The organism is Bdellovibrio sp. HCB290, from assembly GCF_047305925.1.
Lineage (GTDB): Bacteria > Bdellovibrionota > Bdellovibrionia > Bdellovibrionales > Bdellovibrionaceae > Bdellovibrio.
This window is the reverse complement of record NZ_CP178620.1, coordinates 3,330,460-3,355,705: the sequence shown is the minus strand read 5'-3', so window position 1 is coordinate 3,355,705 and position 25,246 is coordinate 3,330,460. Positions and strand designations below refer to the sequence as shown.

Here is a 25,246-nt window from a genome sequence, read left to right as displayed (position 1 = left end):
CCAGAAGAGACAGATAAAACACAAAACTCTGAGAACATAGAATGTGTTCGAGGATGGTATTTAAAACTAAATATTAGGGCTGGTCCTCGTAGAGGAGGCCCTCCAAACGGTGGTTCTCGAATAGAACTGCCAACGACATGGAGGTCACATGGGTATTCTTTCTTCATTGTACACGGGTGTGTCTGGTATGGCTGCTCAGGGCGAAGCCCTAGGCGTTATCGGTGACAATATCGCCAATGCAAATACTGTCGGTTTCAAAGCAAGCCGCGCAGAATTCCAGGATATCATTTCAAAAAGCTTAAAAGGTGTCCTTGGTGGTAACCAAATCGGTCGTGGTGTGAAGATCGGTGCCGTGAATCCAATCCTTACTCAAGGTAACGTAGATGCAACTGAAAAAGTAACTGACCTTGCCATCTCTGGTGACGGTTACTTCAAAGTTAAAGGTTCTGATGGCGAGTCTTACACTCGTGATGGTTCCTTCCACTTTGACCGTGAAGGTTACCTGGTAACTAACGACAATCAAAAAGTTCAAGGGTTCGGTACCGATGAAAAAGGTAACATCCTGAACAAAATGACAGATATCAAGTTCCCACGTGCTCTGGTTCCAGCGAAAGCAACTAAAGAAATCAAAATGGACCTGAACTTGGATTCCCGTATGGAACCAACTAAGAAATTTGATCCTAAAGATCCATACTCCACGTCACATTACTCTACGGGTGTTGAGATGTACGATTCTCAGGGTAATAAGCATTTGTTGAGTTTGTTCTTCAATAAAGTGGCTGACAGACAATGGGAATACAAAGGCCTTGTTGACGGTAAAGAAATCACTGGCGGCGATGAAGGTCAGCTTTCTGAAGTATGTGCTGGTAAACTTGAATTTACTGTTGATGGTAAATTGGATACTCAGCAACTGACTTCTTCCAACTTCAACTTCAAAGGTGGCGCACTTCAAGGTCAAGAAATCAAATTGAACTTCGGTGACGCGATCAAGGATGGCGGTAAAGGTTTGGACGGTACTAAACAGTACGGTAAAAACTCGGACCTTATCTCTTGGCACCAAGACGGTGCGGCAGCTGGTACAATCAACAGCTTGTCGTTCAATGACGAAGGTATCTTGACTGCGGTTTACTCCAACGGTCAGGCACAAGACTTGGCGCAGATTGCTCTGGCGAAATTCGAAAATCCAGAAGCTCTATTTAAAGTTGGTAACAATCGTTTGAAAGAATCCAGAGATTCTGGAACGGCTTCAGTGGGTGGCCCGGGTGCAGCTGGTCGTGGTAAATTGTTCGCGAAATCTCTTGAAAGATCCACCGTGGATTTGGCAACAGAGTTCGTAAACATGATCCAAAATCAGCGTGGTTTCCAAGCCAATGCGAAAACGATCACGACGACAGATGAACTTCTGAACGAAGTGATCCAATTGAAACGTTAATAATTAGTTCCCGATAATATCTAAACCATGAACCATGTCGACAGGCCCGCTGACCCCGGGCCTGTTTTTTTTCGTTTGGCAACCCAAGATGCCCCATTTAGTTTTAAAAGCCTGCAATCTTGGGCAAAATTCCCCAAAACAAGCGATTAAATGTCTGTAATAATGGGCTTTTTTGCAAGGTTCATTAAAATTGAACCTTTTGTTTAGAAACAAACCTGATATACACTGGCGCAAGTTTAAATCACTAGTCCAGAGGGGTTTCTGAAATGAGATGCTTAGTAGTAGAAGACGACAACGAGATCGCAACAATCGTAAAGCAAGGTTTGGGTGAGCTTGAAGGTGAAGTCGAAGTTGAATCTAACGGTAGACGCGCCTACGAAAGAGCATTAACCAACCATTATGACATCATTGTTCTAGATTTGATGCTTCCAGAAATGGATGGTTACACTTTCGCCAAATCATTGCGCGAAAAAGAAATCAACACACCGATTTTGATTTTGAGCGCTTTGCGCGAATTGGATGACCGCCTTAAAGGTTTGAGCATGGGTGGAGATGACTACCTTACAAAACCTTTCGCAATGGCAGAACTTCAAATCCGTGTAAAAAACCTGTTGAAGCGTGCCCAAAAGGCATCTGAAGTGACTCAACTGGTTTTCCAGGATTTGAAATTAAACCGTTTGAATCGCGATGTGGTTCGTGCGGGTCGTAAATTGGACCTTCAAGAGCGCGAGTTCGTATTGCTTGATCTTTTCATGAGCAATCCAAACAAGATCATCGGTAAACAAACTATCCTTAAGGAAGTTTGGAATTATGATTTCGATCCACAAACGAATGTGGTAGACGTATTGGTATGCCGCCTAAGAAACAAGTTAGAAAAAGATTTCCCTACACGACTTATTTATACAGTCAGAGGTGTAGGTTATGTTCTTAAAGGGTCTTAAACCCACGCTTTTCAGAATCAGTACCAAGCTGACGCTTGCGTACTCAATGGTACTGATTCTGAGTTCCACGCTGATCTTTAGTTTCCTCTATTTTCAAATTACGCACTCGCTGCAAGCGCAGGAGCGATCCATCCTTGTGTCGAAGACCGAGGAATTTGCCAATCGTATCGAAGTGAATGGCCTGGAAGACTTCAAACAGTATTTCGAGGTGCTACGCACGTTTGATCGGGATTCCTCTTTGATCGTGACAGTCTATGGTGAAAATGGCGAAATACTTTTCTCGCATAGCCCGACACCGCAGCCCCAGTTTGATCAGACTCTTCTGGTCAATGAACTGAATAAACACGGTGAAAGCACCTTCGAGTTCTCCATTCCAGAACGTTCTGGAGCGGAGGCTGTCCTGGTTCTGGGTAAGATCCTGAAGAATGGTGAGCGCCTGGTGATGGCCAAGAGTACCGAAGGTATGGGTAAACAGCTGCGCTACCTGCAGAAGCTATTCTGGTGGGCCTTGCTGCCTGTTGCACTAATCGGTTTCCTTGGGGGCTTGTTCTTATCTAACTCCACCCTGAGCCCGGTGCGCGAGTTAATCAACTCCATGAAAAAGATCGAACGTGGATCCCTTTCCACGCGTGTACCCGTCGGAGGCAGTGAGGATGAGCTTGAAGAGCTTAAACTCATGTTCAATAAGGCGCTGGATAAAATCGAAAATCTGGTGAATGGCTTAAAAGAGGCCTTTGATCACTTGGCGCATGATATTCGCACACCTGTGACTCGTCTGCGTGGCCGTGCCGAGATCGCACTGACCAGCGAAGGGGACTTGGAATCCTACCGTGAAGCTTTGCAAAGCTGCTTTGAAAACTCAGACAAGATTTTAAGCTTTTTGCAGGTTTTGACGGATATCACCGAGGCCGAAAATCGCAGTAAGAAACTGAAAATCGAAAAGAAATTCATCAGCGAGCTGGTGCGAGAAATCATGGATCTGTATGAGATGGCCTTTGAGGAAAAAAACATCAAAGTCATTCAGAAGTTAGATACCCATGATTGGGCGATGGTAGATCCACGATTGATCAGTCGCGTGATCGCGAACCTTTTGGATAATGCCCATAAATACACTCCGCCAGGCGGCGAGGTGATCATTGAAACCATCAATCAAACCGAAAGCGTGATTCTGAAAGTTGTCGACTCCGGACCCGGGATCGCAGCGGAAGAGCACGGTTTGATCTGGCAGAAACTTTACCGCAGTGACAAGAGCCGTTCTGAATACGGAATGGGCTTGGGGTTGACCTTCGTTAAAGCGGTGGTCGAAGCTCATGATGGTAAAGTCAGTATCAAGAGTCCGGTCAAAGATGGCCGCGGCACCGAGATGGAAATCACACTTCAAAAGATGGCGTAAAGCCGTCTTTTGTGCAAAAGTAAGCTCATGTCTAAGAATCAAGAAAACGTATCATCCCATTGTTGGGGCCAACTGGCTTTGTTTGCCTTGGGCCTTTTTTTCAGTATTTTCTTTTTCACGCATCTTACTTTGCACAATGACCACGTTCAGATGTTGTTGAAGGTGTTCCGCGTGGTTGATGACGGGCAGTGGTCTCATTTCGGAAACGCCACCACGGGAATGGGTTTTTTGCCGGGAAGTTTTTTAACGGCGGTTTCTGCCATTCCCATGCAGATTTATTTTTCACCGTATTCAGCTTTGGCCGTGATTCTGTTGTTTCATGTGATTTCCTATTTTCTTTTTGCCAGTGTTCTTAAGGAAAATTTTAAATCCATCATCCTGATCGACTTCCTTTTGTTGTATTGGTTAAGCCCTTGGCGTGTCGAGCAGACAGAGCTTTATAATCCGGCTTATTTGTTTTTATTTTCAGCAGTGCACTTCTATACCGCCTATCACATGAACAATAAAAACTTCTGGATGACGTTCTTCCATGTGCTGACGATCGGGTTCTGTGTTCAGGTTCACTTTTCAGTCTTGATGCTGGGGATTTTATCGCTGGCCCTATGGGGTTTCAGATACCTGAAAGTTAACTGGTGGGGATTTGTGGCTGGAAGTGCCGTAGTGGCATTAAGTCTGTTCCCATGGTTTATGGCTTATCTTGAGCATCGTGAGCTGGCAGTCGCAGTCAGCCAGGAATCCAAGTCTTTCATTGGTAAAAACTTTGTCTTGGTATATCCGGTTCTGAAAGGGATTTCCTATTGGATTCGTTATGGCGCCATTTCCTATGGTCGTCATATTTTCAGCGAGATCAACTTCTTGTGGATTCAGGATCTGACGGTGCAAAAGATTGTCGGCGGAGCCTTCCATTCCGCGAAGTACCTGTTTACCGCTGTCACTGTCGTCTTCAGTGCCGTAGTTCAATGGAAGATCTTTAAGAATGTTTGGAAAAAAGAGCACCCGTTCCGCTTAAGGCAAGATCGCACTCTGGTTCAGGGCGAAGATCGTATTTATCTGTACGCCTTTTATATGTTCTGTTCGATGATCCTGGCGACAGGTCTTTCACCGGTCGAGTTCAATCACTGGCATTTGATTCTGGCATTCCCGATTGTGACCGTGTTGATTGCGATCGCCTTTAGTAAACTGCGCGAGAAAATGCCGGCAAAACGTTTCAACTGGATTTTTGCAAGTGTTCTGGTCGTATTCAGTCTGTTTAATATCTTCGGCGCCCTGGGCAGCCGTGTGCATTCGTACAAGTCGAACTTTCATCGTGATGTCCTGCAAATGTACAAAGAGTATCACGAGTTTCCAGAAAACAAGACCAACAGCAATTTCCTGAATTGGCATCGTGAAGAAAAATGAAAAAAACCCGCTTGATGAAAGCGGGTTTTTTATTTTCGTCGATGATCTTAATTAAACACCTAGATAAGACTTACGAACTTCGTCGTTGTTTAACAGATTGATACCTGTGTCCTGCATCACCACGCGGCCTGTTTCCAAAACATAGGCGCGGTGAGAAATCCTTAAAGCAAGTTTGGCATTTTGCTCGACCAACAGGATAGTCATCCCGTCCTGATTTAGCTTGGTCACGATTTGAAAGATTTGATTCACAATCAAAGGTGCCAGTCCCAAGGAAGGTTCATCCAGAAGCAGGATTTCGGGCTTACACATCAACGCACGGCAAATTGCCAGCATCTGTTGTTCACCGCCTGAAAGAGTGCCGGCCATTTGCCAAAGACGCTCTTTGATACGGGGGAAAAGATCCAGACACATATCAAAGTCTTTTTTGATTTGGGCTTTGTCACTGCGGTGATAAGCACCCATTTCCAGATTTTCCAAAACACTCATTTGAGGAAAAACGCCACGGCCTTCCGGTGACTGGGCAATTCCCAGTTTCACGCGGTCATGGGTGGGAACCACGTGCAGGTCCTTGCCATGCAAAAGGATACTTCCCTGAGAAGGTACAAGGCCCGAGATCGCGCGCAAAGTGGTGGTCTTGCCAGCGCCATTGGCGCCAATCAGACTGACAATTTCACCTTTGTTGACGTGAAACGTGATGCCCTTTAGAGCCTGGATGGAGCCGTAGTAAACATTCAGGTTTTCAGCGGAAATGATCGGAGTTTGCATTAGTGAGTTTCCTCTACGCCCAGATAAGCTTCGATAACTTTTTTGGAGTTTTGTACGTGCTTAGGCGTACCTTCTTCGATTTTAACTCCGTGATCCAGAACCACGATGTTTTCACAGATACCCATGACCAGTTTCATATCGTGTTCGATCAACAATACGGTCAAATTAAATTTGGAACGAATTTGTGCAATTGTTTCCATCAACTGATGAGTTTCAGAGTGATTCATTCCGGCTGCAGGTTCGTCCAAAAGAATAATTTTAGGATCCGTGGCTAAAGCACGCACGATTTCCAGTTTGCGTTGCTGGCCATAAGGAAGACTGGAGGAAAGTTCATCGGCTTTGTTTTGCATTGAAAATAGCGATAACAAATCCATGGCCTTTTCGACCATTTGCTTTTCGGTCTCGACAAACTTCTTGGTTTGGAAAAGCGCATCCATAATTCCATAAGTAACGTGCTGATGGGTCGCGATCAGGATGTTTTCCAAAACAGTCAGATTCTTGAACAAGCGGATATTTTGAAAAGTACGCGCAATCCCGCGCTGGGAAATTTGATACGGCTTCAGACCATGCAGTGATTGCCCGTCCAGATAAACTTCACCTTTAGTGGGTTGGTAGACCCCAGTCAGCATATTAAACGCCGTGGTTTTACCCGCGCCATTTGGACCGATCAATCCAGCAAGCTGACCTTTTTTGATTTGAAAGGACAAGTCGTCGACGGCTTTTAATCCGCCGAACTGCATCGTGATACCTTTAGCTTCCAGCAGAACGTCGGACATATTTTCTCCACAAGTCAGTGATTTCAAGCTCTCCCATAATGCCTTTAGGACGAAGAATCATCACCAGCACCAAAGATAACGAGTAAATAACCATACGCAAATCAACACCAGTCACTTCCTGCAAAGGACGAAGGGCTTCTGGAAGAGCGGTCACAAAGATCGCTGCGATAATGGAACCAGTCATCGAACCCATACCACCCAAGACCACCATGATAACGGCGTTCACGCTTTGCAGGAACGTGAACGACGAGGGATTGATGAAATTTGTAAAGTGCGCAAACAAAGCGCCAGCCACACCGGCGAAAAAGCTCGAAAGGACAAAAGCGCGAACCTTCATGCCGGTCGTGTTGATACCTGAAGACTCTGCTGCGATTTCATCTTCACGAACACTTAGGAAGCCGCGGCCCCAGGAGGATTTCATCACTCGCCAGATCGTAAAGAAGCAGATCAGAATCCAAAGCACAGCAAAGGCATAGGACATGTAGAAGTTTGAAAATCCGGGGATGTTGGCAAAACCACGCGGTCCACCCAGGAAGTCCATGTTCAAAAGAGTGACACGGATAATTTCACCAAAACCCAAAGTCACGATGGCCAAGTAGTCACCTTTAAGGCGCAGGGAAGGCAATCCCACCAGGAAACCTGCTAAGGCGGCCGCCAAACCACTGCCGATGGCGAATACAAAGAAAGTAATTCCCTGAAACTGCTCAGGCAGAAAATTCCAATTCACAGAGGCATAAGCGGTAAAGTAAGCGCCGATCGCCATAAAGCCGGCGTGGCCCAGGGAAAACTGACCCGTATAACCGTTGACCAAGTTCAAACTCATCGCCATCAGGCAATTCACGGTCACGAACAGAACCATCAACTGAATGTATTCATCGAAACCGAATTGGAAAACCAGGCCCAAAATCAAAGTCGCAATCAGGGATAAAAGGGGATTCTTAAAAGCGCGAATCATCACACCTTCTCCACAGTGTACTTGCCCAGCAGGCCAGCGGGTTTAAAGATCAAAATCACAATCAAAATACCGAAAGCCAATGCGTCACGATAAGTCGAAGACAAATAAGCCACGACCATCTCTTCAGAAAGGCCCATGATCAGTGCGCCCAAAACAGCTCCGCGCACATTGCCGATGCCACCCAGAACAGCGGCGACGAAGGCCTTCATCCCAATCATCATCCCCATTAAAGGATCAATCTTAGGATACTTCATGCCGACCAGAACGCTGCCGACACCGGCAAGGGCTGATCCAACAATGAAAGTAAAGGCGATGATTTTATCAGGATTCACACCCAGAAGGCTTGCCACTGAAGCATTGCTGCTGACGGCGCGCATGGCTTTTCCAAGTTTTGTTTTATAGATCAGGAATTGCAAAGCCATCATCGCAATCACGCTGACCAAAAGAACTGTCAGGTCAAAGGACTTCAGTTCGACGTTGCCGAAAGAGAAGATCACAAAATCTTTCATCACTTCTGGAAAAACTTTAGGATCGGCTCCGAATACAACTTGTCCGCCGTACTCTAAAAGTAAACTCACCCCGATTGCGGTGATCAGGATATTTAATTTTGGAGAATTTCTAAGGGGACGATAAGCGAATCTTTCGATGATCAAACCGATAAGACTGCAGCAGACCATGGAGGAAATCAAAAGAACGGCTAAGGAGCCAACACCGGGATTTGCTTCGATACCGAATGCGCGAGCCACATAGTAAGCAGCAAAGGCGCCCACCATGTAAACGTCTGAGTGGGCGAAGTTGATCATTTTCAGGATTCCGTACACCATGGTGTAGCCAAGAGCGATCAGTGCGTAGATGGATCCAAGGCTGATACCATTTATTAAGTGCTGTACGAAATCCTGCATGTCAGTCCTTTTTTGGGGCTTTTTAGACCCCTTACGGAGTCACGGTCGAGATGTACTTGCGATTAGGTCCGTCCACCTGAATCACCACGGCACTTTTCACAGCGTCGCGATTTTCATTCAGAGTGATTTTTCCAGTCACGCCTGGGAAATCTTTTGTTTTAGCCAGTTCATCACGAATCGATTTGCCTGACAAGTCCACAGAACGCTCAATAGCTGCTGCCAGAATTTTAGCAGCATCGTAACCCAAAGCCGCCAAGGCATCTGGTGTTTCGTTGTATTTGGCTTTGAACTTCTTGATGAACTCTGTCACTGCAGGATCTGTGCTTTCGACAGTGTAGTGATTGGAGTAGTAGTTGCCATTGATAGCTTCTTTTCCGATTTCATGAAGCTTTTCGCTGTCCCATCCGTCGCCGCCCATAAGGGGAGCTTTGATGCCAAGCTGGCGGGCTTGTTGAGCGATCAATCCAACTTCAGTGTAGTAACCAGGAACATAGATCGCTTCCGGATTTTTAGAGCGGATTTGAGTCAATTGAGCTTTGAAGTCAATGTCACCGGCTTGGTAAGAAACGTCAGCCACGATTTCGCCGCCGCGTTTTTTGAAATCTGTCAGGAAGGCATCAGCCAAGCCAACAGAATAGTCATTTTTCACGTCGCGCAGAATTGCCACTTTTTTGATTTTAAGAGTTTCGTTGGCAAATTTCGCCATCACAGAACCCTGGAATGGATCGATGAAGCAAACACGGAAAACATAGTCGCCGACTTTTGTAACATCCGGATTTGTGGATGCCGGGGAAACAAACGGAATGCCCTTTGCCTGAGCAATCGGGGCTGCCGCTTTAGATCGACCGGAAGCAACGCCGCCGATGATTGCGATCACTTTATTTTGCGTGATCAAGCGAGTCGTTGCAGCTGCAGCTTCTTCGTTTTTACCTTGGTCATCCATGGTTTTTAGTTCGATTTTTTTACCTTTGATGCCGCCAGCAGCGTTGATTTCATCAAATGCCAGACGAACACCTTTGTTGGAGCTTAAGCCGAAAGTGGCGTCGCTACCAGACAGGGAATCGTATTCACCGATCATGATGACATTTTCTTTTTTCGTGCAACCAGCCAGCAAAGGAAGAGCCAGCAAAAGGGAGACTAACAGACGTTTCATAAAGACCTCTTTTGTAATGCTAAAACGCGAATAGCGTTTAGAATTCAGGCATCTACAAAAGAGGTCAAGAGAATTTAGGTCGCTAAAACACTTGCAAGACTGATTAAGTCTAAATGCGCTTTTCTTTCGTTCTTCGTTACAATGTCGAGAGGTACTTCGACCAGTCGCTCACCTTCGGTGCCGATCATGATGTCGCAATGACCTTTCAGCAATGAATCCACAGCGGCCGCACCCATGCGGCTGGCAAGAATACGGTCCGCTGCTGTTGGTGAGCCTCCGCGTTGTTGGTGACCCAGGATGCAGACTTTTGCGTCCCAACCGGTTTTTTTACGAATGGCATCGGCAAGATCATAGGCGCGACCTGGTTTTTGACCCTCCGCTGTTACAAGAATCGAACTGGTTTTACCACGGGCGATACCTTCTTTGATACGCTCCACAGCTTTATCAACAGTCGTTGCAGATTCCGGCGTGAAGATTTCTTCAGCACCACCCGCAAGACCCACTGCAGAAGCGATAAAGCCGGAATTGCGTCCCATTACTTCCACGATGAAAAGACGATCGTGAGAAGCTGCTGTGTCACGGATTCTGTCGATGGCTTCAAGAGCCGTATTCACGGCAGTATCAAAGCCGATGGTTTTGTCAGAACCAAAGACGTCATTGTCTATTGTTCCCGGAATTCCCACGATTGGAATTTGATGTTCTTCCCACAGGGCATGAGCACCGCGGAACGAGCCATCACCACCAATGCACACCATGGCATCAATGCCGTGGGCTTTCAAATTGGCAGCGGCTTTTGCGCGACCATCTGGTTTTGTGAACTCAGTGGAGCGGCCGGTTTTGATCACTGTGCCACCACGCTGAATGATATTGGCAACGAAGCGTTGATCAATCGACTCGATATGATTTTCCATCATGCCGACGTAGCCCTGCATGATGCCATAGACTTCCAGTTTGTTTGCGATTGCTGCGCGGACTACTGCTCGCAGTCCGGCGTTCATGCCTGGAGCATCGCCACCACTTGTATACACACCTAGTTTTTTGATCTTTTTATTGAATGTTGCCATAGGGGGAGATTATCGCTGGGGGCCGGAAATTTCAAAGGGAATCCCTGTGGTATGTGCATTCCGCGACACGCCATCCATGGCTCACCGTCGCCGCCGTTGGCGGTTCGCGCATCCTGCGCCGACGGAGGTCGCTGCATGCACATACCACAGGGATTCCCTTTGAAATTTCCTTATTCAGGAAATCTTTCAATGGGAATTAACAAGGAATCAATGGGGCGGGGTGTTGTTTGTTGGGGAACAAGTTGTTTACTTGTTGGGAGTAGGGGAAGGGGTTTTGGAAATAAAAAAGGCGTTCCCGGGGGAACGCCTTTTAATGATTGCAATTAGTTTTTGCTAATTACTTAACCATTGATTTGAATTCTGCGCCAGCGCGGAATTTTGGAGCCCATGCAGCTGGGATTTTGATTGCTTTACCAGTTTGTGGGTTGCGACCAGTGCGAGCTTTGCGTTTAGCTTTAGTGAAAGTACCGAAGCCAACAAGTTTAACGTCGTCGCCTTTTTTAACTGCTTTTTTGATGTTTTCTACTGCGCAGTCAAGGATTGCTTCAGCTTGAGCTTTAGAAACTTTAGTTTCGCCAGCGATTTTTTCGATCAATTGAGCCTTGTTCATGTGAACTCCTCTTTAGTGACACCTGTGTGTGTCCCTGTTGTTAATACATCCTGATGATAAATTCTCGTCTTCCAATGACTTTCAAATAACAAATTAAAATCTTTGCTTCGTCAATAGCAATTTACGAAAAACGCTCGCACAGCCATTTTCATGCTGCTGCTAGTGTCGGTGGTTACCGTCTTCACCTTCATCGTCGTACGCATCTTCGATGGAAGTTAAAGAATCACTTGAAGAATCATTCTTGACGGGAATGGCGTAACCGCCAGAAGCCCACTCACCAAGGTCGATCAGGCGACAGCGCTCTGAACAGAAGGGACGAAAAGCATTTTCGGGTGAGTACAAAGCGGGTTTGCCACACTGTGGACACTTGACCATTTTTTCTGGAGGTTTTTCTGATTCGCTCATGAAGGGGATATTTGCGCAGAGTTGAAACGAGATCAACCGATTGTGCAACTTGGCCATGCACGGCGAAGTTGGACAATCGGTTTTTTTAAAAAACGATTAGTATTTAGTCATTGTACCTGTCGCGAACACTGTGCCTCTACCGTTGGAGTCAGGGTAAGCGATCTGGTAGTTCACTTGGTTGTTCGCTGTTGTTCCGTTGAACACCTGGATTTGGATCAAGTGCAAACCACCCGCATTCGTCGAAGCTCCGTTAGAGCGGATTTCGAAACCTTTGCTTTGGTTGATCAAGCTGTATGTTGTGTTTTGAATCAAAGCCAGTGGGTTGTAAGCCATACCGCCGCCATCAATACCGAAACTAAAGTTGAAGTATTGTTGGGATGGGATCGCTGTGAAGTACACGGATGGTTGCAAGCTGTTGTTCAGGTCAACTTGTAGCATCAAGGAACCGTTGGTCCATGAGTTACAATCTGAATAGCCGGAATTCCAACCCCAGATATTTCTGTCACACACTGCCATCGCTTCTTTTAGAAACTTCTTATATACAGATGTGTTGGTGATCTTCATGTAGCGTTTTGCACTTGGGTTTACAACCAGTGGAGCCTTTGTCCAATAATTGATCTGGAAGTAATAGACATAATCGTAGTAGCGAATGGTTGTTGTCCCAGGGCTTACGATGCCGCCATTACCACCTACACAATATTGTCCGTTCCAAGTTGTGCCGGCGTTACAAGTGACAGGAACCACTCCTCCACCGCCACCGCTATCATTGCTGCTGCAACCAACAAAAGCCAGCACAGAGACTGTTGTGACTAAGGATAGGATGAGCTTTTTCATAAATACCTCTCTCATTAAATAGACTTCTTCACTACTGATGCAATACAGGAGACGTGCCAGTGGCAAGTCTGCGCAGAGATTGGTTATTTGCGATTTGAGAGGGGTAGGGGTGTTGAACTGTTTAGACAGTCCGCCAATTTGTGTCACCTTTTGTCGAAAGTCTCAACATGAGACAGTTTAAAGGTCTGAATCCAGAGGCTTTTTTGAAAGCAGTATCAGACCGAATATGATGACCCCCCAACTTATCCAAGTGGAGATGGACATTTCTACTGTAGGTCCTCGGAAGTCAGCGCGGAAAGCTTCCATGATCAAACGCCCTATTCCGTGCAGAATCATCCATGCATAGAAAATCCGGCCGGGGATCTTGAAAAATGCATAATGCGCGCGGGACTTTTCAAGACCCAGCAAAACACACAGCACTCCCAGCTCCCAGACAACGGCATACAATTGAGTGGGGTGACGGTTGGCGATAGCCCATGGCAACTCGCAACTGCGGCCATAACAACAGCCCGCAAAGAAGCAGGCGATGCGGCCCAGGGTGTATCCTAAAGCTAGTACTGGGGCCAGTAGATCCAGATATTGTTCCAACTGATCATGGGCTTTGAAGTATAAATAAGTGATTCCTGCGAAGGCAGCTAGCAAGGCGCCTCCGTAAAAAACAAAGCCGCCATCCCAAAAATAAAAAATGCGGCTGAAGTTTTCGTGGTAATAATCAAAGCTCTCGTAAAAGACGTGGAACAGGCGGCCGCCAATAAACCCAAATACCATTATCAGAAGACTTAGGTCGAGTGTTTCTTGCTGGCGCAGGTGATGCTGGTGGCTGCGGCGAACCACCCACATCAAGCAAATAATTACAGCCAGGCTGATCACCAGATAGTAAGTGGGAATTTGAACCTCAGAAGATATTTTAATGATTGGAAACACAGATCCCCCAAGATACCGACGATAGACTTAATTTTTAAAAAATTCCTAAGAATATTCAAGTGAAACTACCCATCAACGGATGTCCGACTACATAATTGTAGCATATGAAAATGCATCCGGCAGATATCGTTCAGGAAATTAAGGGCTACTCCTTTTTTAAATCTTTCAGCACGGACTTGTTGTTGCAAGTTGCCGCGATGATGCATGCCGAAGTCTATCCTGCGGGTACCGTAGTTCTTAAAGAAGGACAGACAAATCGTAACATTTATTTTCTAAGATCGGGAAAACTTGAGATTTCTCTGGCTGGTGAAGTATTGGCCACTTTTGATACAGCAGGTGAAGTTTGGGGTGAAATGAGCGTGATTACCACCAACCCGGCTTCAACGTCAGTGACAGCAGTGACAGAAGTTACTTGCTTCATTATTAATGACGAGGACTTCGCCCACGTTCATCCCAAGGACAAGGATCGCTTTCAGGCATTACTTTACCAAATTTACTGTTTGATTCTGACCGAGCGTCTGATCAAGACCAACGAAAAAGCTCGATTGTTCGAAATCTTGAATCGCGAGCTGCATGAAGCCCAAAATGCCCTTCAGCGTGGGGCTGGTGGAAGTGTCCTGTTGATCGAACCGGATAAAAAACAGCAAATGCCTTTAAGAATGGCCTTAGGTAGCACAGGTGTGCAGCTGGACATCGCAAGCGACGCTGCTCAAGCGTTGGAGTTTTTGAAAACTGGAAAGTATGATGTGGTCATTGGGGAAGAAAGCTGTGTTGATGTTCTTCGTCAGGTCGAAGAAAAAAAGCTCAGCCCAAATGTAATTTTGCTGACCAGTCATGATGTTCAGGGAAATCTTAATATTCTTCTAAAAAACCGCTTCATTAAAAATATCATCTCGCGCGATGCGGAAGACAAGAATGCGACCATTCGCTTTGTTCTAACCGCCCTGGGCAAGCTTTTGAACAAGGATCTATTCGGCGTCGACAAATATCTTACTTGGGGAGTCGACGTACAAAAGAAGATCGTCACACATTCCGGGCAGCGTGAAAAACTGCGTGAAGATATGTGCGCATATCTGAAAAAAGCGGGAGTTCGTACTTCTGTGGTGGATCGGGTGAATACCGTAGCTGAAGAAATGCTGATGAATGCGATCTATGATGCTCCAGTCGATTCTCAAGGCAACGCCATCTTCAATCACGTCAGCCGTAAAGAGGAAGTTCAACTGGAAACGCACCAACAATCGGTGTTCCGTTATGCCACAGATGGCGTGATGGCAGCCGTTGCCGTGGTGGATCCATTTGGTGCTTTAAAAAAAAGAAGTCATCATTGACTATCTGGAGTCATGCTATTCGGGAGCTGCGGGCAGTCTGAACACCAAAAAAGGTGGCGCCGGCCGCGGACTTCACCAGATTATCGAAAATTCAGATTTGACCGTATTTAATGTGAAGCAAGGTGTGCGCACGGAAGTTATTTGTCTGTTCAATTTGGACGGTCAAAAGCGCCTGGCTCAACCGTCCTTCCATTATTTCTTCACGTAAGTCAGCATACCAACCAGGATTTGCCCCAGCATCACACAGGGTACTGTGGGCAGATTTGTGGAAACCAGAGAAGTCATAAATCCCACCAGACATCCCACGACAGAAATGAAAACTATACGTTGCGTGTAGTTGTGTAAGTTACGACTGCGTTCAGATGCAAAGCACGTGGCGATGAACAGGGAACCCATCGTATACAAGTAACCCATGCTTTGAATCGCCAATGTTGTGATCAGCAATGTGCCCAGGTCAAAACAGCGGTTTTTCCAATTGCGATGAATCCAGCTTTGATTGACCAACTGGAAGCTGACTTGAGTCAGCACTCTCCAGTTCATCAGCATAAATACCATGAAGGCCGCGGCGATAATCATGCACAGCTGGGCTGCTCCATCACTCATGACCGCCAGGTCACCAAAGTAAGCAGATGCCATGTGGCTTTCCAGGGACGGAGTCAGCGATGTCAGTAAGTAGGTCAAAGACATAAAGGACACAAACATCGTCAGGTAAACGTGATTGCGATCCGACTTGGTTTGAATCAATAGGTCCGACAGATACAATGTAACTGCGCCGATACCCAGTCCGCCTGCCAGACTGATCCAATGGAAGTCAGCACCCAGCAAAACATTGATAACCAAACCGGCCACGATTCCCAGTGAGGATCCCTGACCCAGAACAAAAATCTGCGAACTCTTTTCGCGCGCCGTCCACTGAGCACCCACCAGGCACAAAGCGGCAGCCATCACCACGCTTGCGGGCAAGGACCATTTGTAGATTCCCAGCAGAGAAATAAATTCTGTCATTGAATCTCCAGATAACGCGTACGTGGATGGTTGCTATTAAACGGGCGGTGCGAGACCAGAATCAAGGCGCTGTCCGGGTGGGAACTCATAAATTGCACAAGTCCCTGCTCCAGCAAAAGACCGGCTTCGTGATCGACGTGATTGAAGGGCTCATCCAAAATCAGAACCGCAGGCTTTTTTGCCAAAGCGGCTGAAAATAAAACCTTCTGTCGTTCGCCACCACTTGCAGTATTCCACTTCTTGTTCAAATCCAATCCCTGCAGCAAAGGCGAGTTGGTTTTCAAATCCCCCAGCATGTCTCCCAGGCTTAGTGGCAGATGGAAATTCAGATTTCCCAGTTGCGGCAGGTATTCAATTTCGTCGTTCTTAACCAAGAAATCAAAACGGCCCGTAAATGTCGGGTGAAGTTTCAGCAAGGTTTTTAGGATCGTACTTTTTCCGGAACCGTTTTCACCGCGCAGAAAAAGAACATCCCCGGAGTGAAGTTCAAAGTTCACGACCGGGGTAAGTTTGACACCCTGACTGCTTAGGGCTTGAAGATTTTCGACGCTTAAAAGCTTTTTCATTTCATCGATTTTACTATCAGTTTTTGCAAAGCCTCAATTGAATTAGCGTCGCCCTTCAATTGAATATAGGAGGGAGCGACAACTACTGGGATTCCCGAAAGCTCGGTGAATCTTTCCAGGGTTTGATGGGGGGCAGATGCCGTGGCAAAAAGCATTTGTACCTTGTTGGCCTTCGCTTCCTTAGCGACCTGGGCGATACGAGTCGCAGAAGGCGGCATTCCGGGTTTTTCCTCTAAGGACCCCATCGAATCAAGTCCATAGGAGTTGAAGAAGTAAGTAAACTCCTTGTGGTACTCCATAACTTTGGCTTTCTTGATTTGGCCTTGAATTTCGGAGTGCAGAGTTTGCATCTGTTTTACGAAGGCATCTTGGTTCTTTTTGTAAAAGTCGGCGTTGGCGCCATCGATGGCTGTCAGCACACGAACCACTTCCGCACTGGATTCACCCAGTTTTAAAGGATCCAGGGCAAAATGCGGATTTCCATGAGGATGAACATCCCCCAAAGAGCGATTGATCACACCCGTTGGAACTGCCAAAGGTTTAATGGCCTGACCTAGCTCGCAGAAGCCCGGTCCACCGGATTGAACTTTGGCGTTTGCGGCTTTTTCCAAAACCTTGGGAAGCCAACCGATTTCCAGATCCAGTCCCATAGCGCAAACCACATCAGCACGATTTACTTTCAAAATATAATCGGGACGGGCATCAGCGAAATGGGGATCTGTTCCACCCAGCAAAAGGGAAGTGACATCCACTTTATCCTGACCGATGGCCTTTACGACCTCGGCCACATCGGGCAAAGTTGCGACCACTTTGATTTTTGCGAAAGCATTTGCGGAAATCAGAATCAGTAAAATTGAAATCAATTTGTTCATTTTAAATTCCTAGAAAGTGTGAGCGGGATGTGCACCCAGGATTGCGATGAATTGCAATTCCAGGACGCGGTTGATCTGATCCGCCTCTTGAGAAACATTATTTACTTCATGAGTATAGGCGATTCTCCAAGTTACAAATTCTGAATTCTTATAAGTCAAAGTTGGAACGAAAGCGTAATCAAGATTGTCACGGTGAGCTCCATCGTCATAGGACAGGCTTAGATCTGTGAAAGCATCCATGCGAAGCCCCAGGAACCAGCGCGGGCTGAATCCATATTCAGGATAGATATAGGTACCGATTTGGTTGCTGCGCTCGGTGATGTTGCTGTTCTGCACGCGGTTCCAGATCTCTGACTGAAGCAACCAGCGATTGAAGTTGCCTTCCTTTTTCTTAAAGACAAAATCCAAACCAGACAATTCAGTTCTGACGCCGACAGAGTCACTGGAGGAAAGATAATTCAAACCGATTTGCATTCCCCCGGTTTCGCCCAGATCAATAAAGGTCGATGGACGAATATAGAAAGTCGGAGCTGTTGGTCTTTCAGAACTTTCGTGGCTGTGATCGCCGTGATCTTCAGAAACAGTTTGGTACCCGTCAGTGACACCCAGGGTGATGTCCCAGTAGGAATCCGTTGGTAAAAGATAGGTGAACTCCACACCCGTATCATGCAATCCCTCATCGCCAAAGAAATCAGCTTGAACTTTCGGAGCCGTGATAAACGGCCAATCATGTTGATGGAATTGATTCAGGCGACCCACTCCCAGAAAAAACATCCCGGCTTTAAAGCGCAGATTCTGAATCAGCTTCGAAGAAGAAATATAACCTTCGTGGATTTCTGTATGGAACTCGCCATTTTCATCGTGAGCCGCAAAGTTAATTAGGGCATCGAAGGTGGGATCAATCGGAGCATAGATCATGAATTCGGCCGAGCGAATTCCCATCTTATTATTTGAGTCATCTTCAAAATTGTAGGGAGCCGTCACATCCAAAGAGGCGGAAAAGTTCAGGTTTTGCACCAAAGGAGCTGTTTGGGTCTGGGCAAATACACTGGTACTTGCACTGGCGCCGGCAAGTAAGATCGAAAGGGAAATCAGGGTCAGTTTCATGGACATCCTCCGAAGATGACCCATATCGTGGGCGTTTATTAAACGCAAGTAATTTGCGTTTAGAAAATCAATTGAAATTCGCCACTGCGTCAGTGCAGCGGATGGTTGCGGATTTACGCAATTCCTTGCTGTGAAAGTCGCTCTGGACTATGAAAAGCCCATGTCTTCCTCTCTTATAAAAGCATTCTGGCCGGATTCTTCTTCGCTGATTCAGGGGATCGTGCGCTTTCGTTGGATTGCACTGATCTTTATGATGCTGGGGACGGTGCCCTTACTGAAGGCGGGTTACCTTTTAAAAGAGCAGCTGTTTTATTTTATGGCTGTGATCGCCTTGCTTGCGGTTTTCAACGGTTTGACTCAAGGAATCTGGAGCAAACCCAAAGCTTCGCGTGAACAATCGTTGTTGTTTGTGCAGCTGTTGGTGGATTTGTTGGCCGTGGCTGGCTTGTTGTTTGTAAGCGGATCTGCGGCAAATCCTTATATTTACGTTCTGACTCTTCACGCTTTTCTGGGTGGCATGCTGTTGCGCCGCCGAAGTGTTCTGTTCGCGGTTTTAATTCTGGTGATGTTGGCCATTCTGCAATTTGAAACGAATCGCGATGCTGCCGTGACGGTGAATATCGATCGTCGTGCCCTGTATTTTGATTTTCTGTTTCAGTGGGTTGTGGTTATGGGTGCGTGGTTTGTGGCGCATCTGTTTTCGGGACTTTTGGAAAAACAGGAAGAGCGTATTCGCAGTCTGCAAAATCGTCAGCACCGCGCGGATCGTCTGAAATCTTTGGGCGCCCTTGCTGCAGGATTTTCCCATGAAATGGCAACACCGTTAAATTCTTTGAAACTGCGTTTGGACCGAGGAGTCCGCAAGCTGGGCGATCCAGTAGCGGCTCACACTGAAATTCAGCAGGCGCAATTGTCGCTGGATGAATGTATTTCCATTTTCCAGAAAATGGCCGGGGTGTTCATGACCTCTGCCGACGGGGAGTTGCAAAAGCTCAATTTGAATACGGTCCTTAAAGACATCGTCCGTTCCTGGGAGATCGACAATAAAATCACTCTTAACAAGGTGCTGGTGGAAAAAGATTTTTTCTGCCGTCTGCAGCCCTTGTCTTTTGCGCAGATGATTTTGGATTTATTGGATAACGCCAAGGAAGCTTCGGCAGGTGTGGCTGAAATCACTTTGAAGCTTCATCAGAATGATCAGGAAGTGATCATCGAAGTCATTGATCAAGGTGCGGGGTTAGCCCCAGAAGTTATCGAGCGCCTGGGGGAACCCTTCAACACCAATAAACAGCAGGGGAATGGCCTGGGAGTTTATTCGGCGATGATGACGGCGCAGTCCATGGGCGGGGAGTTTTCCTTAAGCAACAGTGCTTCCGGTAAAGGTGCCACGGCCCGTTTGACAATTCCTTACGAGGAGCTGGGATGAAAAAACACGTAAAGAATATTTTGCTGATCGAAGACGACACTCGCCTGCGCGAAGTTTTGCATCAGGAATTGGAAGAGCGTGACTTCATCGTGCAAAGTTTTGCCGAGTTTCCGGATTTGAACCGCATTCAAACACCTGACGGGGTATTGCTGGATCTAAGAGTCGGCAACGACAACGGTCTTGATTTTATCAAGCTGCTGACAGCGAAGTTCCCCACGGCACGTGTGGTGATGATGAGTGGCTTTGGCTCGGTGGCATCGGCTGTAAAATCCATGCAGCTGGGGGCGGAAAACTTTTTGGCGAAGCCAGTAACACCGGACATGATTGTCAGGGCTTTTGCTGAAGTTGAAACTCCGGCAGTTGAAGCCGATGAATCTGAAATTTCCCTGGCTCGCATGGAGCGTGAGTACATCGACTATGTGCTGACATCTTCAAATGGCAATATCACTCAAGCCGCCAAGAAGCTGGGGTTGCATCGCCAGAGCTTGCAGCGCAAGCTTCGTAAGAACATCCCGAACAAGTAGTCCGAAAAAGAAAAGGCGCCTTTTAAGCGCCTTCTGTAGATTCTTTCTTTTTGCTGTTTTCCAGGAACATCAGAAGCAGTAGTAAGCACACGCCGCCGACGATGGCCATGTCGGCGACGTTGAATGCGGGCCAGCTCCACTTGCCGTAGATATGGAAATCCAGGAAGTCGATAACATAGCGGAAGCGAACGCGATCAATGTAGTTTCCGATAGCGCCACCAAAGATGCTGGATAGGGCAATGATCTGTTTTGTATCGTCATCTTTTACGCCGCGAAGGATGCCCAGGATGATGATCAAAGCGATCGGAGGCATAGTCAGAAAGAACAACTCACGGAAAGAGGGGTGGCTTTCTGCCAGGAATCCAAATGCCGCGCCAAAATTTCTTACGTAAGTCAGATTGAAAAAGTCAGGGATCACCACAACGGATTCACCAAGGTGAAAGTGTGTATGCACATAGAGCTTAATAACTTGATCCAGTGCAATCAGGAAACCGGAAATGGCCAGCAGCCAGATGTATTTTTTCTTCATGTAGGAGCCTCTTGGGAATTACTTTAGCATGCCTTTAGACTTCACATAACCGATTTTTATCAGCATGCGCAAGGCTTCAAGTTCAGAACTCAAATTGAACTCTTCTTTGACTTCCTGAATCATTAATTTGGTACCGCAATCAAAGACTTCCATCACATTTGTGGATTGTGTTGTCGCAGTCAAAGTCTTCTCTGTGTAAGACACTTGATGAGTTTGCGGAGGTGTCGGAGTTTGAGGTACATGAACAACAGGCTGAGCGACCTGCTGAACCATCTGCTGAACTGGTTGAGCCATTGTTTGCGCAGCTTGAGGTTGAAGGGTCTGTTGAACCGGAGGGTGGTAAGTCGCACCAGCAGCATGGCTTTGTTGTTGAGGGCGGTCTAACTCGCCCATCAATCCCGCCAGACTTTTCAATTCTGATTTGAAATTCTTGATACTTGGACGTTCCAACGCACTTTCGCCGTCGCGGGTCGCTTTTAGGAATAGGCTAACAAGCATATCAGGAGTCGTTGCGATCTCCTTGATATTAGAGTTTTGCGACATCAGCCATTGATAGGCTTTCAGCAGCGTCTCTTTTGTGTAAGCCTGCGGCGGCAAGGGGTTCATAGTCATTAAGTGAATTTCCTTAGGGTCGAGGGAGTGACGTTACAAATTTCACAACTTCGAGTCAACGTCCTTGGTAGCGACAATGCAAAACAAATTATGCTGCTTTTTTGTGCAACACTAGATCTGGGCGTCTTCTTTATGAAAATAAACTAGAGGCGATGCAGAAACCGATTTTTTATTGCGAAGTTTAACTTGATTTCGCTGTCCCATGGCCAATCTCCGGGCCATTTTACTTTGCTGCCTTATAAAAAATAAAAGGCCCTCCGGATTAGGGAAGGCCTTTTTTGAAGCTTGTTTAGCTGGTTTTTTACAACGAATAGTCTTTGGCGATGATGCCGTACTTTTCGATTTTGCGCAAAAGCGTCTTCTTAGGAATGTTCGCGTGTAAGGCCGTTTGATTGATGCGCCCGCGGAAAGTTTTTAAAGCTTTGATGATGAACTCTTTTTCGAAAGCTTCTTTCTGCGCATTGAAATCCAGGTTTTCACCCGAATATGGAACGATCTCTTCACCCTCAAGATCCTGAGAGTCGATATCGCTGCCGATCGCATCTTCATCGTCACCCAAGCCCGCATGAGCTTTAGCCGCTTTTACGATGCCTGCGGACGCCACGTCCTGAGCCTGTTCAAACGGAGAAAGGTCGATCAGGTTTGTACCTGTTGCAATCAACAAGGCTTCCGGAAGACTTGCGATCGTGATCAGGTTTGTGGTCTCCAATACAAACGCGTGCTCGATAACGTTTTCAAGTTCACGGATGTTTCCCGGCCAAGAATGTTTTTTAAGAACATTCATTGCGTCCGGCGTGATTCCATTGATGCGTTTACCGTGGGCCTGATTGAACTTCTTAATGAAGATAGTAATCATGTGCTCCAGGTCATCTTTGCGCTCTTGAAGAGCCGGTAGGAATATAGGTACTACGTTTAGACGATAGAACAGATCTTCACGGAACGAGCCCGCTTTGATCATGTCTTCCAAAGGTCTGTTGGTCGCGGCGATAATACGCACGTTCGTTGGGAATTCACGGTTCGAGCCCACCGGAGTGAATACTTTCTCCTGAAGCACGCGCAGGATTTTTACCTGCATAAGCTGTGGCATGTCGCCCACTTCATCCAGGAACAAAGTGCCGCCCTCAGCAAATTGGAACTTTCCGATTTTGCGCTGGTCAGCACCAGTGAACGAACCTTTTTCGTGACCGAACAATTCTGATTCAAACAAGTTTTCCGGGATCGCCGAGCAGTTGATCGCAACGAATTTTTCATCTTTGCGGGCAGAGTTAAAGTGGATGGCTTTCGCCACCAACTCTTTACCAGTACCGGAAGCACCACGGATCAAAACCGGAGTGTCCACTTTGGCAAGGCGGTGAATGATATTAAATACTTTCTGCATTTGAGATGTGTGACCGATGATCTTGCGACCTTCTTCAACCATCACAGGGGCAGAGAATGCGATATTGGAAATCAAATTGTGAGCGTTTACTGCTTTGTCGATCAAAGCAAGTAGATCGTCACCAGCAACCGGTTTGGAAAGATAGTTGTAAGCACCATCTTTAACCGCTTGAACAGCGTCGTTCAAAGTCGCGTGAGCCGTCATCACCATAACGATGATGCCTGGATCGATTTCTTTAATTTGACGAAGAGTCTCCAAGCCATTCAAGCGAGGCATGTCGACATCAAGAATAACAAGGTCGTACTTTGTCGTTCCAGCTTTGATTTTTTCCATGGCGTTAATACCATCGAAAGCTTCATCGACTTCGAAACGTTGTGTGGCAGTGAGCGCCGTTTTAACGGACAGTCTTAAACCCTGATCGTCGTCTACTACCAAAACCTTAAGCATTAACGCCCCCTTGTTCCATCGGCAGTTCTACCGTAAATGTGGAACCTTTTCCATCTTTCGACTCTACAAAGATGCGACCCTTGTGTAACTCTGTAAAATATTTAGCCAGGTACAGGCCTAAACCCGAACCTTTGATCTGCGTGCTCTTTACGTTCTTGCTGCGGAAGAACTTCATAAAGATATTATTCAGTTCATCCTCTGGGATGCCCGGCCCCTGATCGGATACCTGAATGACCACGCGGTCTTGTTTTTCTTCGCTGGTTACCAGAATTTTGGTGTCATCCGGGCTGTACTTGATCGCGTTTTCCACCAGATTCGACAAAACCTGACGCATAAGATCCGGATCCATACGAATAGGGAACAACGGCTCCAGCTCTGAAACGATCTGAATGCGTTTAACCTTGGCCAGGAACTCATGCTTGCGTACGACTTCCTGAAGGATCGTGTTGATGTCCTTGGTCTGCATGTGAAGCTCGACACCTTCACTTTGGATTTTGCCGTAATTCAGAATCGAACTGATGAATTTCAATAAATCATCAGAGGAGTGTTTAATGGTGTCCACGGCCTCCCGCTGTTGTGGGCTTAACGTCACCTGATCTGACAAAATAACATCAGTCATGCCCTGAATGCGCGCAATCGGAGTTTTTAAATCATGGGACATCATCGAGATAAAATTGGTTTTTAACTCTTCCACCTGACTTAAAAGTTTATTCTTTTGATAGTACTCCCAGCTGCGGCGGTTTTCGATAATCAGACGGTAAGGAATAAAGAAATAGTAAACCAGGAAGCCCGCCAGTAACGGCGCAGCCATCGTGATCCACCATCCAAACAGCCAGAACAGGGCAAAGGAAATCGCAGAAAATCCTGTTAAGGTCCCCACCAAAATGGACAGACCCATTGCCGGGCTCATGCTAAGTACAATTTGAATGGCCAATACTGAAATCAGAGTCAGCAAAATCCAATTCACGTAAGAGGGCATGCGTATCGGACTGGAATTGCGAATCAATGTGTCGATCATGTTCGCCTGCATTTCGATGCGGGTCATGGCAGAGGGAATGCGGCTGTACGGAGTCAGAATATAGTCAGCTTCGCTGGTATTCAGATCTGTACCGATGATCACGATCTTGTCTTTGTATCGATTCCAGTCAACAGAGCCATTTGCCAGGTCATCAAACACGACCGACGGAAATGATCCTGACTTTTTGAAATCAATAAAGGATTGGCGAGTGTCATAAAAATTAAAATGACCGCGGATATTTTCAAGGTCTTTGATCTCTGGATTATACAGAGATGCCAAAGTTACCGGCAGCATCGTGGCACCTTGGTAAGACAAAAGCATCCTGCGAGTCACGCGGTCCTTGGCGAAATTAATGGTGTCAGAAGTCTTTGGTGCGGAAACCATGCGAATACCGTCATAAGGAATAGGCAAATAAAGACTTCGCTCTTCACCTTTGAGGGGAGTATCCGGCGTCGCCACAAAGACATTTGTATGAGTGGTAATCAGGTTCGCCCATTCAGCTTTGTCCTCTTCACTGCCTTGGGCTTGATCGATCGGGAAGTCATAAACTATGGCCCGAGGTTCAGCCGCCAGAAGGTTATAGAGGATTGCGGACTGATCTTTGGCGTTCGGTTGTCCTTTAAAAAGCTGAATGGTCGAAGGCTTGATATAGACAAGTTCGATTTTATTCGAAGTTCTTTGAAAGATTTCCGAGCGAATGCGGAAGTCATAAAGCCAAGATTCCAGATAGTCCAAATTGATTTGGGCAATAAGCGACGCCATGATCACAGCCAAAATGGCTCTGATCGCATAAACGCGGTATTGCACTGGTTTCGAGGAGTTTGAAGTCTCCTCGAACGGACTTGGCAGTTTCATGGGGACCCTTGCTGCTATTTATATTTA

The 25,246-nt window shown here is 46.6% G+C and carries 25 protein-coding genes; 7 read left to right on the top strand and 18 right to left on the bottom strand.

Annotated elements, in window-relative coordinates; genetic code table 11:
- Positions 1-148 precede the first annotated feature (148 nt).
- The 4 genes from ACLVWU_RS16355 to ACLVWU_RS16340 all read left to right on the top strand — a co-directional run bounded on the left by ACLVWU_RS16355 (position 149) and on the right by ACLVWU_RS16340 (position 5,164).
- Positions 149-1,432 carry a flagellar hook protein FlgE gene (locus ACLVWU_RS16355; RefSeq protein ID WP_413575957.1) on the top strand — a complete coding sequence of 428 codons (1,284 nt, stop codon included), beginning with the start codon at positions 149-151 and terminating at the stop codon, positions 1,430-1,432.
- A gap of 266 nt (positions 1,433-1,698) precedes the next feature.
- A complete protein-coding gene (locus ACLVWU_RS16350; protein WP_088615634.1) occupies positions 1,699-2,373 on the top strand; it encodes a response regulator transcription factor in 675 nt (224 codons plus the stop codon).
- Entirely contained in the window at positions 2,354-3,766 is a 1,413-nt protein-coding gene (locus ACLVWU_RS16345; RefSeq protein ID WP_413575956.1) for an ATP-binding protein, read from the top strand. The genes ACLVWU_RS16350 and ACLVWU_RS16345 overlap by 20 nt, the downstream gene beginning before the upstream one ends.
- A gap of 27 nt (positions 3,767-3,793) precedes the next feature.
- Entirely contained in the window at positions 3,794-5,164 is a 1,371-nt protein-coding gene (locus ACLVWU_RS16340) for a hypothetical protein (protein ID WP_413575955.1), read from the top strand.
- A gap of 51 nt (positions 5,165-5,215) precedes the next feature.
- Here ACLVWU_RS16340 and ACLVWU_RS16335 read toward each other — a convergent pair whose 3' ends face one another.
- From ACLVWU_RS16335 to ACLVWU_RS16290, 10 genes are all read right to left on the bottom strand, one after another.
- Positions 5,216-5,929, bottom strand: coding sequence for an ABC transporter ATP-binding protein (locus ACLVWU_RS16335; protein WP_413575954.1), 714 nt, complete (start codon positions 5,927-5,929; stop codon positions 5,216-5,218).
- A complete protein-coding gene (locus ACLVWU_RS16330) occupies positions 5,929-6,705 on the bottom strand; it encodes an ABC transporter ATP-binding protein (RefSeq protein ID WP_413575953.1) in 777 nt (258 codons plus the stop codon). Before ACLVWU_RS16330 ends, ACLVWU_RS16335 begins: the two co-directional genes overlap by 1 nt.
- Complete coding sequence (locus tag ACLVWU_RS16325) at positions 6,680-7,660, bottom strand: branched-chain amino acid ABC transporter permease (protein WP_413575952.1); 981 nt, start codon at positions 7,658-7,660, stop codon at positions 6,680-6,682. Before ACLVWU_RS16325 ends, ACLVWU_RS16330 begins: the two co-directional genes overlap by 26 nt.
- Positions 7,660-8,562 carry a branched-chain amino acid ABC transporter permease gene (locus ACLVWU_RS16320; RefSeq protein ID WP_413575951.1) on the bottom strand — a complete coding sequence of 301 codons (903 nt, stop codon included), beginning with the start codon at positions 8,560-8,562 and terminating at the stop codon, positions 7,660-7,662. Before ACLVWU_RS16320 ends, ACLVWU_RS16325 begins: the two co-directional genes overlap by 1 nt.
- A gap of 31 nt (positions 8,563-8,593) precedes the next feature.
- A complete protein-coding gene (locus ACLVWU_RS16315) occupies positions 8,594-9,715 on the bottom strand; it encodes an ABC transporter substrate-binding protein (protein ID WP_413575950.1) in 1,122 nt (373 codons plus the stop codon).
- A gap of 74 nt (positions 9,716-9,789) precedes the next feature.
- Positions 9,790-10,779: a 6-phosphofructokinase gene (gene pfkA / locus ACLVWU_RS16310; protein WP_413575949.1), complete on the bottom strand. Its 990-nt coding sequence runs from the start codon at positions 10,777-10,779 to the stop codon at positions 9,790-9,792.
- Positions 10,780-11,116: 337 nt separating this feature from the next.
- The gene (locus tag ACLVWU_RS16305) at positions 11,117-11,389 is read right to left on the bottom strand and encodes an HU family DNA-binding protein (protein WP_142701575.1); all 273 of its coding nucleotides are present in this window, start codon (positions 11,387-11,389) and stop codon (positions 11,117-11,119) included.
- A gap of 159 nt (positions 11,390-11,548) precedes the next feature.
- On the bottom strand, positions 11,549-11,794 hold the full coding sequence (locus tag ACLVWU_RS16300; RefSeq protein ID WP_413575948.1) for a DNA gyrase inhibitor YacG: 246 nt from the start codon (positions 11,792-11,794) through the stop codon (positions 11,549-11,551).
- Positions 11,795-11,890: 96 nt separating this feature from the next.
- A complete protein-coding gene (locus tag ACLVWU_RS16295) occupies positions 11,891-12,628 on the bottom strand; it encodes a hypothetical protein (protein WP_413575947.1) in 738 nt (245 codons plus the stop codon).
- Positions 12,629-12,805: 177 nt separating this feature from the next.
- Positions 12,806-13,552, bottom strand: a complete 747-nt coding sequence (locus tag ACLVWU_RS16290) for a prolipoprotein diacylglyceryl transferase (protein ID WP_413575946.1) — start codon at positions 13,550-13,552, stop codon at positions 12,806-12,808.
- Positions 13,553-13,656: 104 nt separating this feature from the next.
- Between ACLVWU_RS16290 and ACLVWU_RS16285 the strand changes: the two genes are divergently transcribed.
- Positions 13,657-14,880 (top strand): cyclic nucleotide-binding domain-containing protein, encoded by a 1,224-nt coding sequence (locus ACLVWU_RS16285; RefSeq protein WP_413575945.1) that lies wholly within the window; start codon positions 13,657-13,659, stop codon positions 14,878-14,880.
- A 192-nt stretch (positions 14,881-15,072) separates the two neighbouring features.
- Here ACLVWU_RS16285 and ACLVWU_RS16280 read toward each other — a convergent pair whose 3' ends face one another.
- From ACLVWU_RS16280 to ACLVWU_RS16265, 4 genes are read right to left on the bottom strand one after another with little or no spacing between them, the layout of a single operon-like run.
- Positions 15,073-15,885: a metal ABC transporter permease gene (locus ACLVWU_RS16280; protein ID WP_413575944.1), complete on the bottom strand. Its 813-nt coding sequence runs from the start codon at positions 15,883-15,885 to the stop codon at positions 15,073-15,075.
- Positions 15,882-16,451: an ATP-binding cassette domain-containing protein gene (locus tag ACLVWU_RS16275; RefSeq protein WP_413575943.1), complete on the bottom strand. Its 570-nt coding sequence runs from the start codon at positions 16,449-16,451 to the stop codon at positions 15,882-15,884. The genes ACLVWU_RS16280 and ACLVWU_RS16275 overlap by 4 nt, the downstream gene beginning before the upstream one ends.
- On the bottom strand, positions 16,448-17,323 hold the full coding sequence (locus ACLVWU_RS16270; RefSeq protein WP_413575942.1) for a metal ABC transporter substrate-binding protein: 876 nt from the start codon (positions 17,321-17,323) through the stop codon (positions 16,448-16,450). The genes ACLVWU_RS16275 and ACLVWU_RS16270 overlap by 4 nt, the downstream gene beginning before the upstream one ends.
- A 9-nt stretch (positions 17,324-17,332) precedes the next feature.
- The gene (locus ACLVWU_RS16265) at positions 17,333-18,430 is read right to left on the bottom strand and encodes a hypothetical protein (protein WP_413575941.1); all 1,098 of its coding nucleotides are present in this window, start codon (positions 18,428-18,430) and stop codon (positions 17,333-17,335) included.
- Between the two features lie 160 nt (positions 18,431-18,590).
- On the opposite strand from ACLVWU_RS16265, the gene ACLVWU_RS16260 reads away from it, so the two are divergent.
- Positions 18,591-19,856, top strand: coding sequence for a sensor histidine kinase (locus tag ACLVWU_RS16260; protein WP_413575940.1), 1,266 nt, complete (start codon positions 18,591-18,593; stop codon positions 19,854-19,856).
- Positions 19,853-20,380, top strand: coding sequence for a response regulator transcription factor (locus ACLVWU_RS16255; protein WP_413575939.1), 528 nt, complete (start codon positions 19,853-19,855; stop codon positions 20,378-20,380). The genes ACLVWU_RS16260 and ACLVWU_RS16255 overlap by 4 nt, the downstream gene beginning before the upstream one ends.
- 22 nt (positions 20,381-20,402) lie before the next feature.
- On the opposite strand, the gene lspA is transcribed toward ACLVWU_RS16255, so the two are convergent.
- The 4 genes from lspA to ACLVWU_RS16235 form a co-directional block, all read right to left on the bottom strand.
- Complete coding sequence (gene lspA / locus ACLVWU_RS16250) at positions 20,403-20,909, bottom strand: signal peptidase II (protein ID WP_413575938.1); 507 nt, start codon at positions 20,907-20,909, stop codon at positions 20,403-20,405.
- A gap of 18 nt (positions 20,910-20,927) precedes the next feature.
- Complete coding sequence (locus ACLVWU_RS16245; RefSeq protein ID WP_413575937.1) at positions 20,928-21,521, bottom strand: hypothetical protein; 594 nt, start codon at positions 21,519-21,521, stop codon at positions 20,928-20,930.
- A 301-nt stretch (positions 21,522-21,822) separates the two neighbouring features.
- Positions 21,823-23,346, bottom strand: a complete 1,524-nt coding sequence (locus ACLVWU_RS16240; RefSeq protein WP_413575936.1) for a sigma-54-dependent transcriptional regulator — start codon at positions 23,344-23,346, stop codon at positions 21,823-21,825.
- Positions 23,339-25,219 carry an ATP-binding protein gene (locus tag ACLVWU_RS16235; protein WP_413575935.1) on the bottom strand — a complete coding sequence of 627 codons (1,881 nt, stop codon included), beginning with the start codon at positions 25,217-25,219 and terminating at the stop codon, positions 23,339-23,341. The genes ACLVWU_RS16240 and ACLVWU_RS16235 overlap by 8 nt, the downstream gene beginning before the upstream one ends.
- Between the last annotated feature and the right edge of the window lie 27 nt (positions 25,220-25,246).

Bases quoted from the DNA above. Each gene is read 5' to 3' on its own strand.
- ACLVWU_RS16355 (WP_413575957.1), top strand. From the start codon at position 149: ATGGGTATTCTTTCTTCATTGTACACGGGTGTGTCTGGTATGGCTGCT.
- ACLVWU_RS16350 (WP_088615634.1), top strand. From the start codon at position 1,699: ATGAGATGCTTAGTAGTAGAAGACGACAACGAGATCGCAACAATCGTA.
- ACLVWU_RS16345 (WP_413575956.1), top strand. From the start codon at position 2,354: ATGTTCTTAAAGGGTCTTAAACCCACGCTTTTCAGAATCAGTACCAAG.
- ACLVWU_RS16340 (WP_413575955.1), top strand. From the start codon at position 3,794: ATGTCTAAGAATCAAGAAAACGTATCATCCCATTGTTGGGGCCAACTG.
- ACLVWU_RS16335 (WP_413575954.1), bottom strand. From the start codon at position 5,929: ATGCAAACTCCGATCATTTCCGCTGAAAACCTGAATGTTTACTACGGC.
- ACLVWU_RS16330 (WP_413575953.1), bottom strand. From the start codon at position 6,705: ATGTCCGACGTTCTGCTGGAAGCTAAAGGTATCACGATGCAGTTCGGC.
- ACLVWU_RS16325 (WP_413575952.1), bottom strand. From the start codon at position 7,660: ATGATTCGCGCTTTTAAGAATCCCCTTTTATCCCTGATTGCGACTTTG.
- ACLVWU_RS16320 (WP_413575951.1), bottom strand. From the start codon at position 8,562: ATGCAGGATTTCGTACAGCACTTAATAAATGGTATCAGCCTTGGATCC.
- ACLVWU_RS16315 (WP_413575950.1), bottom strand. From the start codon at position 9,715: ATGAAACGTCTGTTAGTCTCCCTTTTGCTGGCTCTTCCTTTGCTGGCT.
- pfkA (WP_413575949.1), bottom strand. From the start codon at position 10,779: ATGGCAACATTCAATAAAAAGATCAAAAAACTAGGTGTGTATACAAGT.
- ACLVWU_RS16305 (WP_142701575.1), bottom strand. From the start codon at position 11,389: ATGAACAAGGCTCAATTGATCGAAAAAATCGCTGGCGAAACTAAAGTT.
- ACLVWU_RS16300 (WP_413575948.1), bottom strand. From the start codon at position 11,794: ATGAGCGAATCAGAAAAACCTCCAGAAAAAATGGTCAAGTGTCCACAG.
- ACLVWU_RS16295 (WP_413575947.1), bottom strand. From the start codon at position 12,628: ATGAAAAAGCTCATCCTATCCTTAGTCACAACAGTCTCTGTGCTGGCT.
- ACLVWU_RS16285 (WP_413575945.1), top strand. From the start codon at position 13,657: ATGAAAATGCATCCGGCAGATATCGTTCAGGAAATTAAGGGCTACTCC.
- ACLVWU_RS16280 (WP_413575944.1), bottom strand. From the start codon at position 15,885: ATGACAGAATTTATTTCTCTGCTGGGAATCTACAAATGGTCCTTGCCC.
- ACLVWU_RS16275 (WP_413575943.1), bottom strand. From the start codon at position 16,451: ATGAAAAAGCTTTTAAGCGTCGAAAATCTTCAAGCCCTAAGCAGTCAG.
- ACLVWU_RS16270 (WP_413575942.1), bottom strand. From the start codon at position 17,323: ATGAACAAATTGATTTCAATTTTACTGATTCTGATTTCCGCAAATGCT.
- ACLVWU_RS16265 (WP_413575941.1), bottom strand. From the start codon at position 18,430: ATGAAACTGACCCTGATTTCCCTTTCGATCTTACTTGCCGGCGCCAGT.
- ACLVWU_RS16260 (WP_413575940.1), top strand. From the start codon at position 18,591: ATGTCTTCCTCTCTTATAAAAGCATTCTGGCCGGATTCTTCTTCGCTG.
- ACLVWU_RS16255 (WP_413575939.1), top strand. From the start codon at position 19,853: ATGAAAAAACACGTAAAGAATATTTTGCTGATCGAAGACGACACTCGC.
- lspA (WP_413575938.1), bottom strand. From the start codon at position 20,909: ATGAAGAAAAAATACATCTGGCTGCTGGCCATTTCCGGTTTCCTGATT.
- ACLVWU_RS16245 (WP_413575937.1), bottom strand. From the start codon at position 21,521: ATGACTATGAACCCCTTGCCGCCGCAGGCTTACACAAAAGAGACGCTG.
- ACLVWU_RS16240 (WP_413575936.1), bottom strand. From the start codon at position 23,346: ATGCTTAAGGTTTTGGTAGTAGACGACGATCAGGGTTTAAGACTGTCC.
- ACLVWU_RS16235 (WP_413575935.1), bottom strand. From the start codon at position 25,219: ATGAAACTGCCAAGTCCGTTCGAGGAGACTTCAAACTCCTCGAAACCA.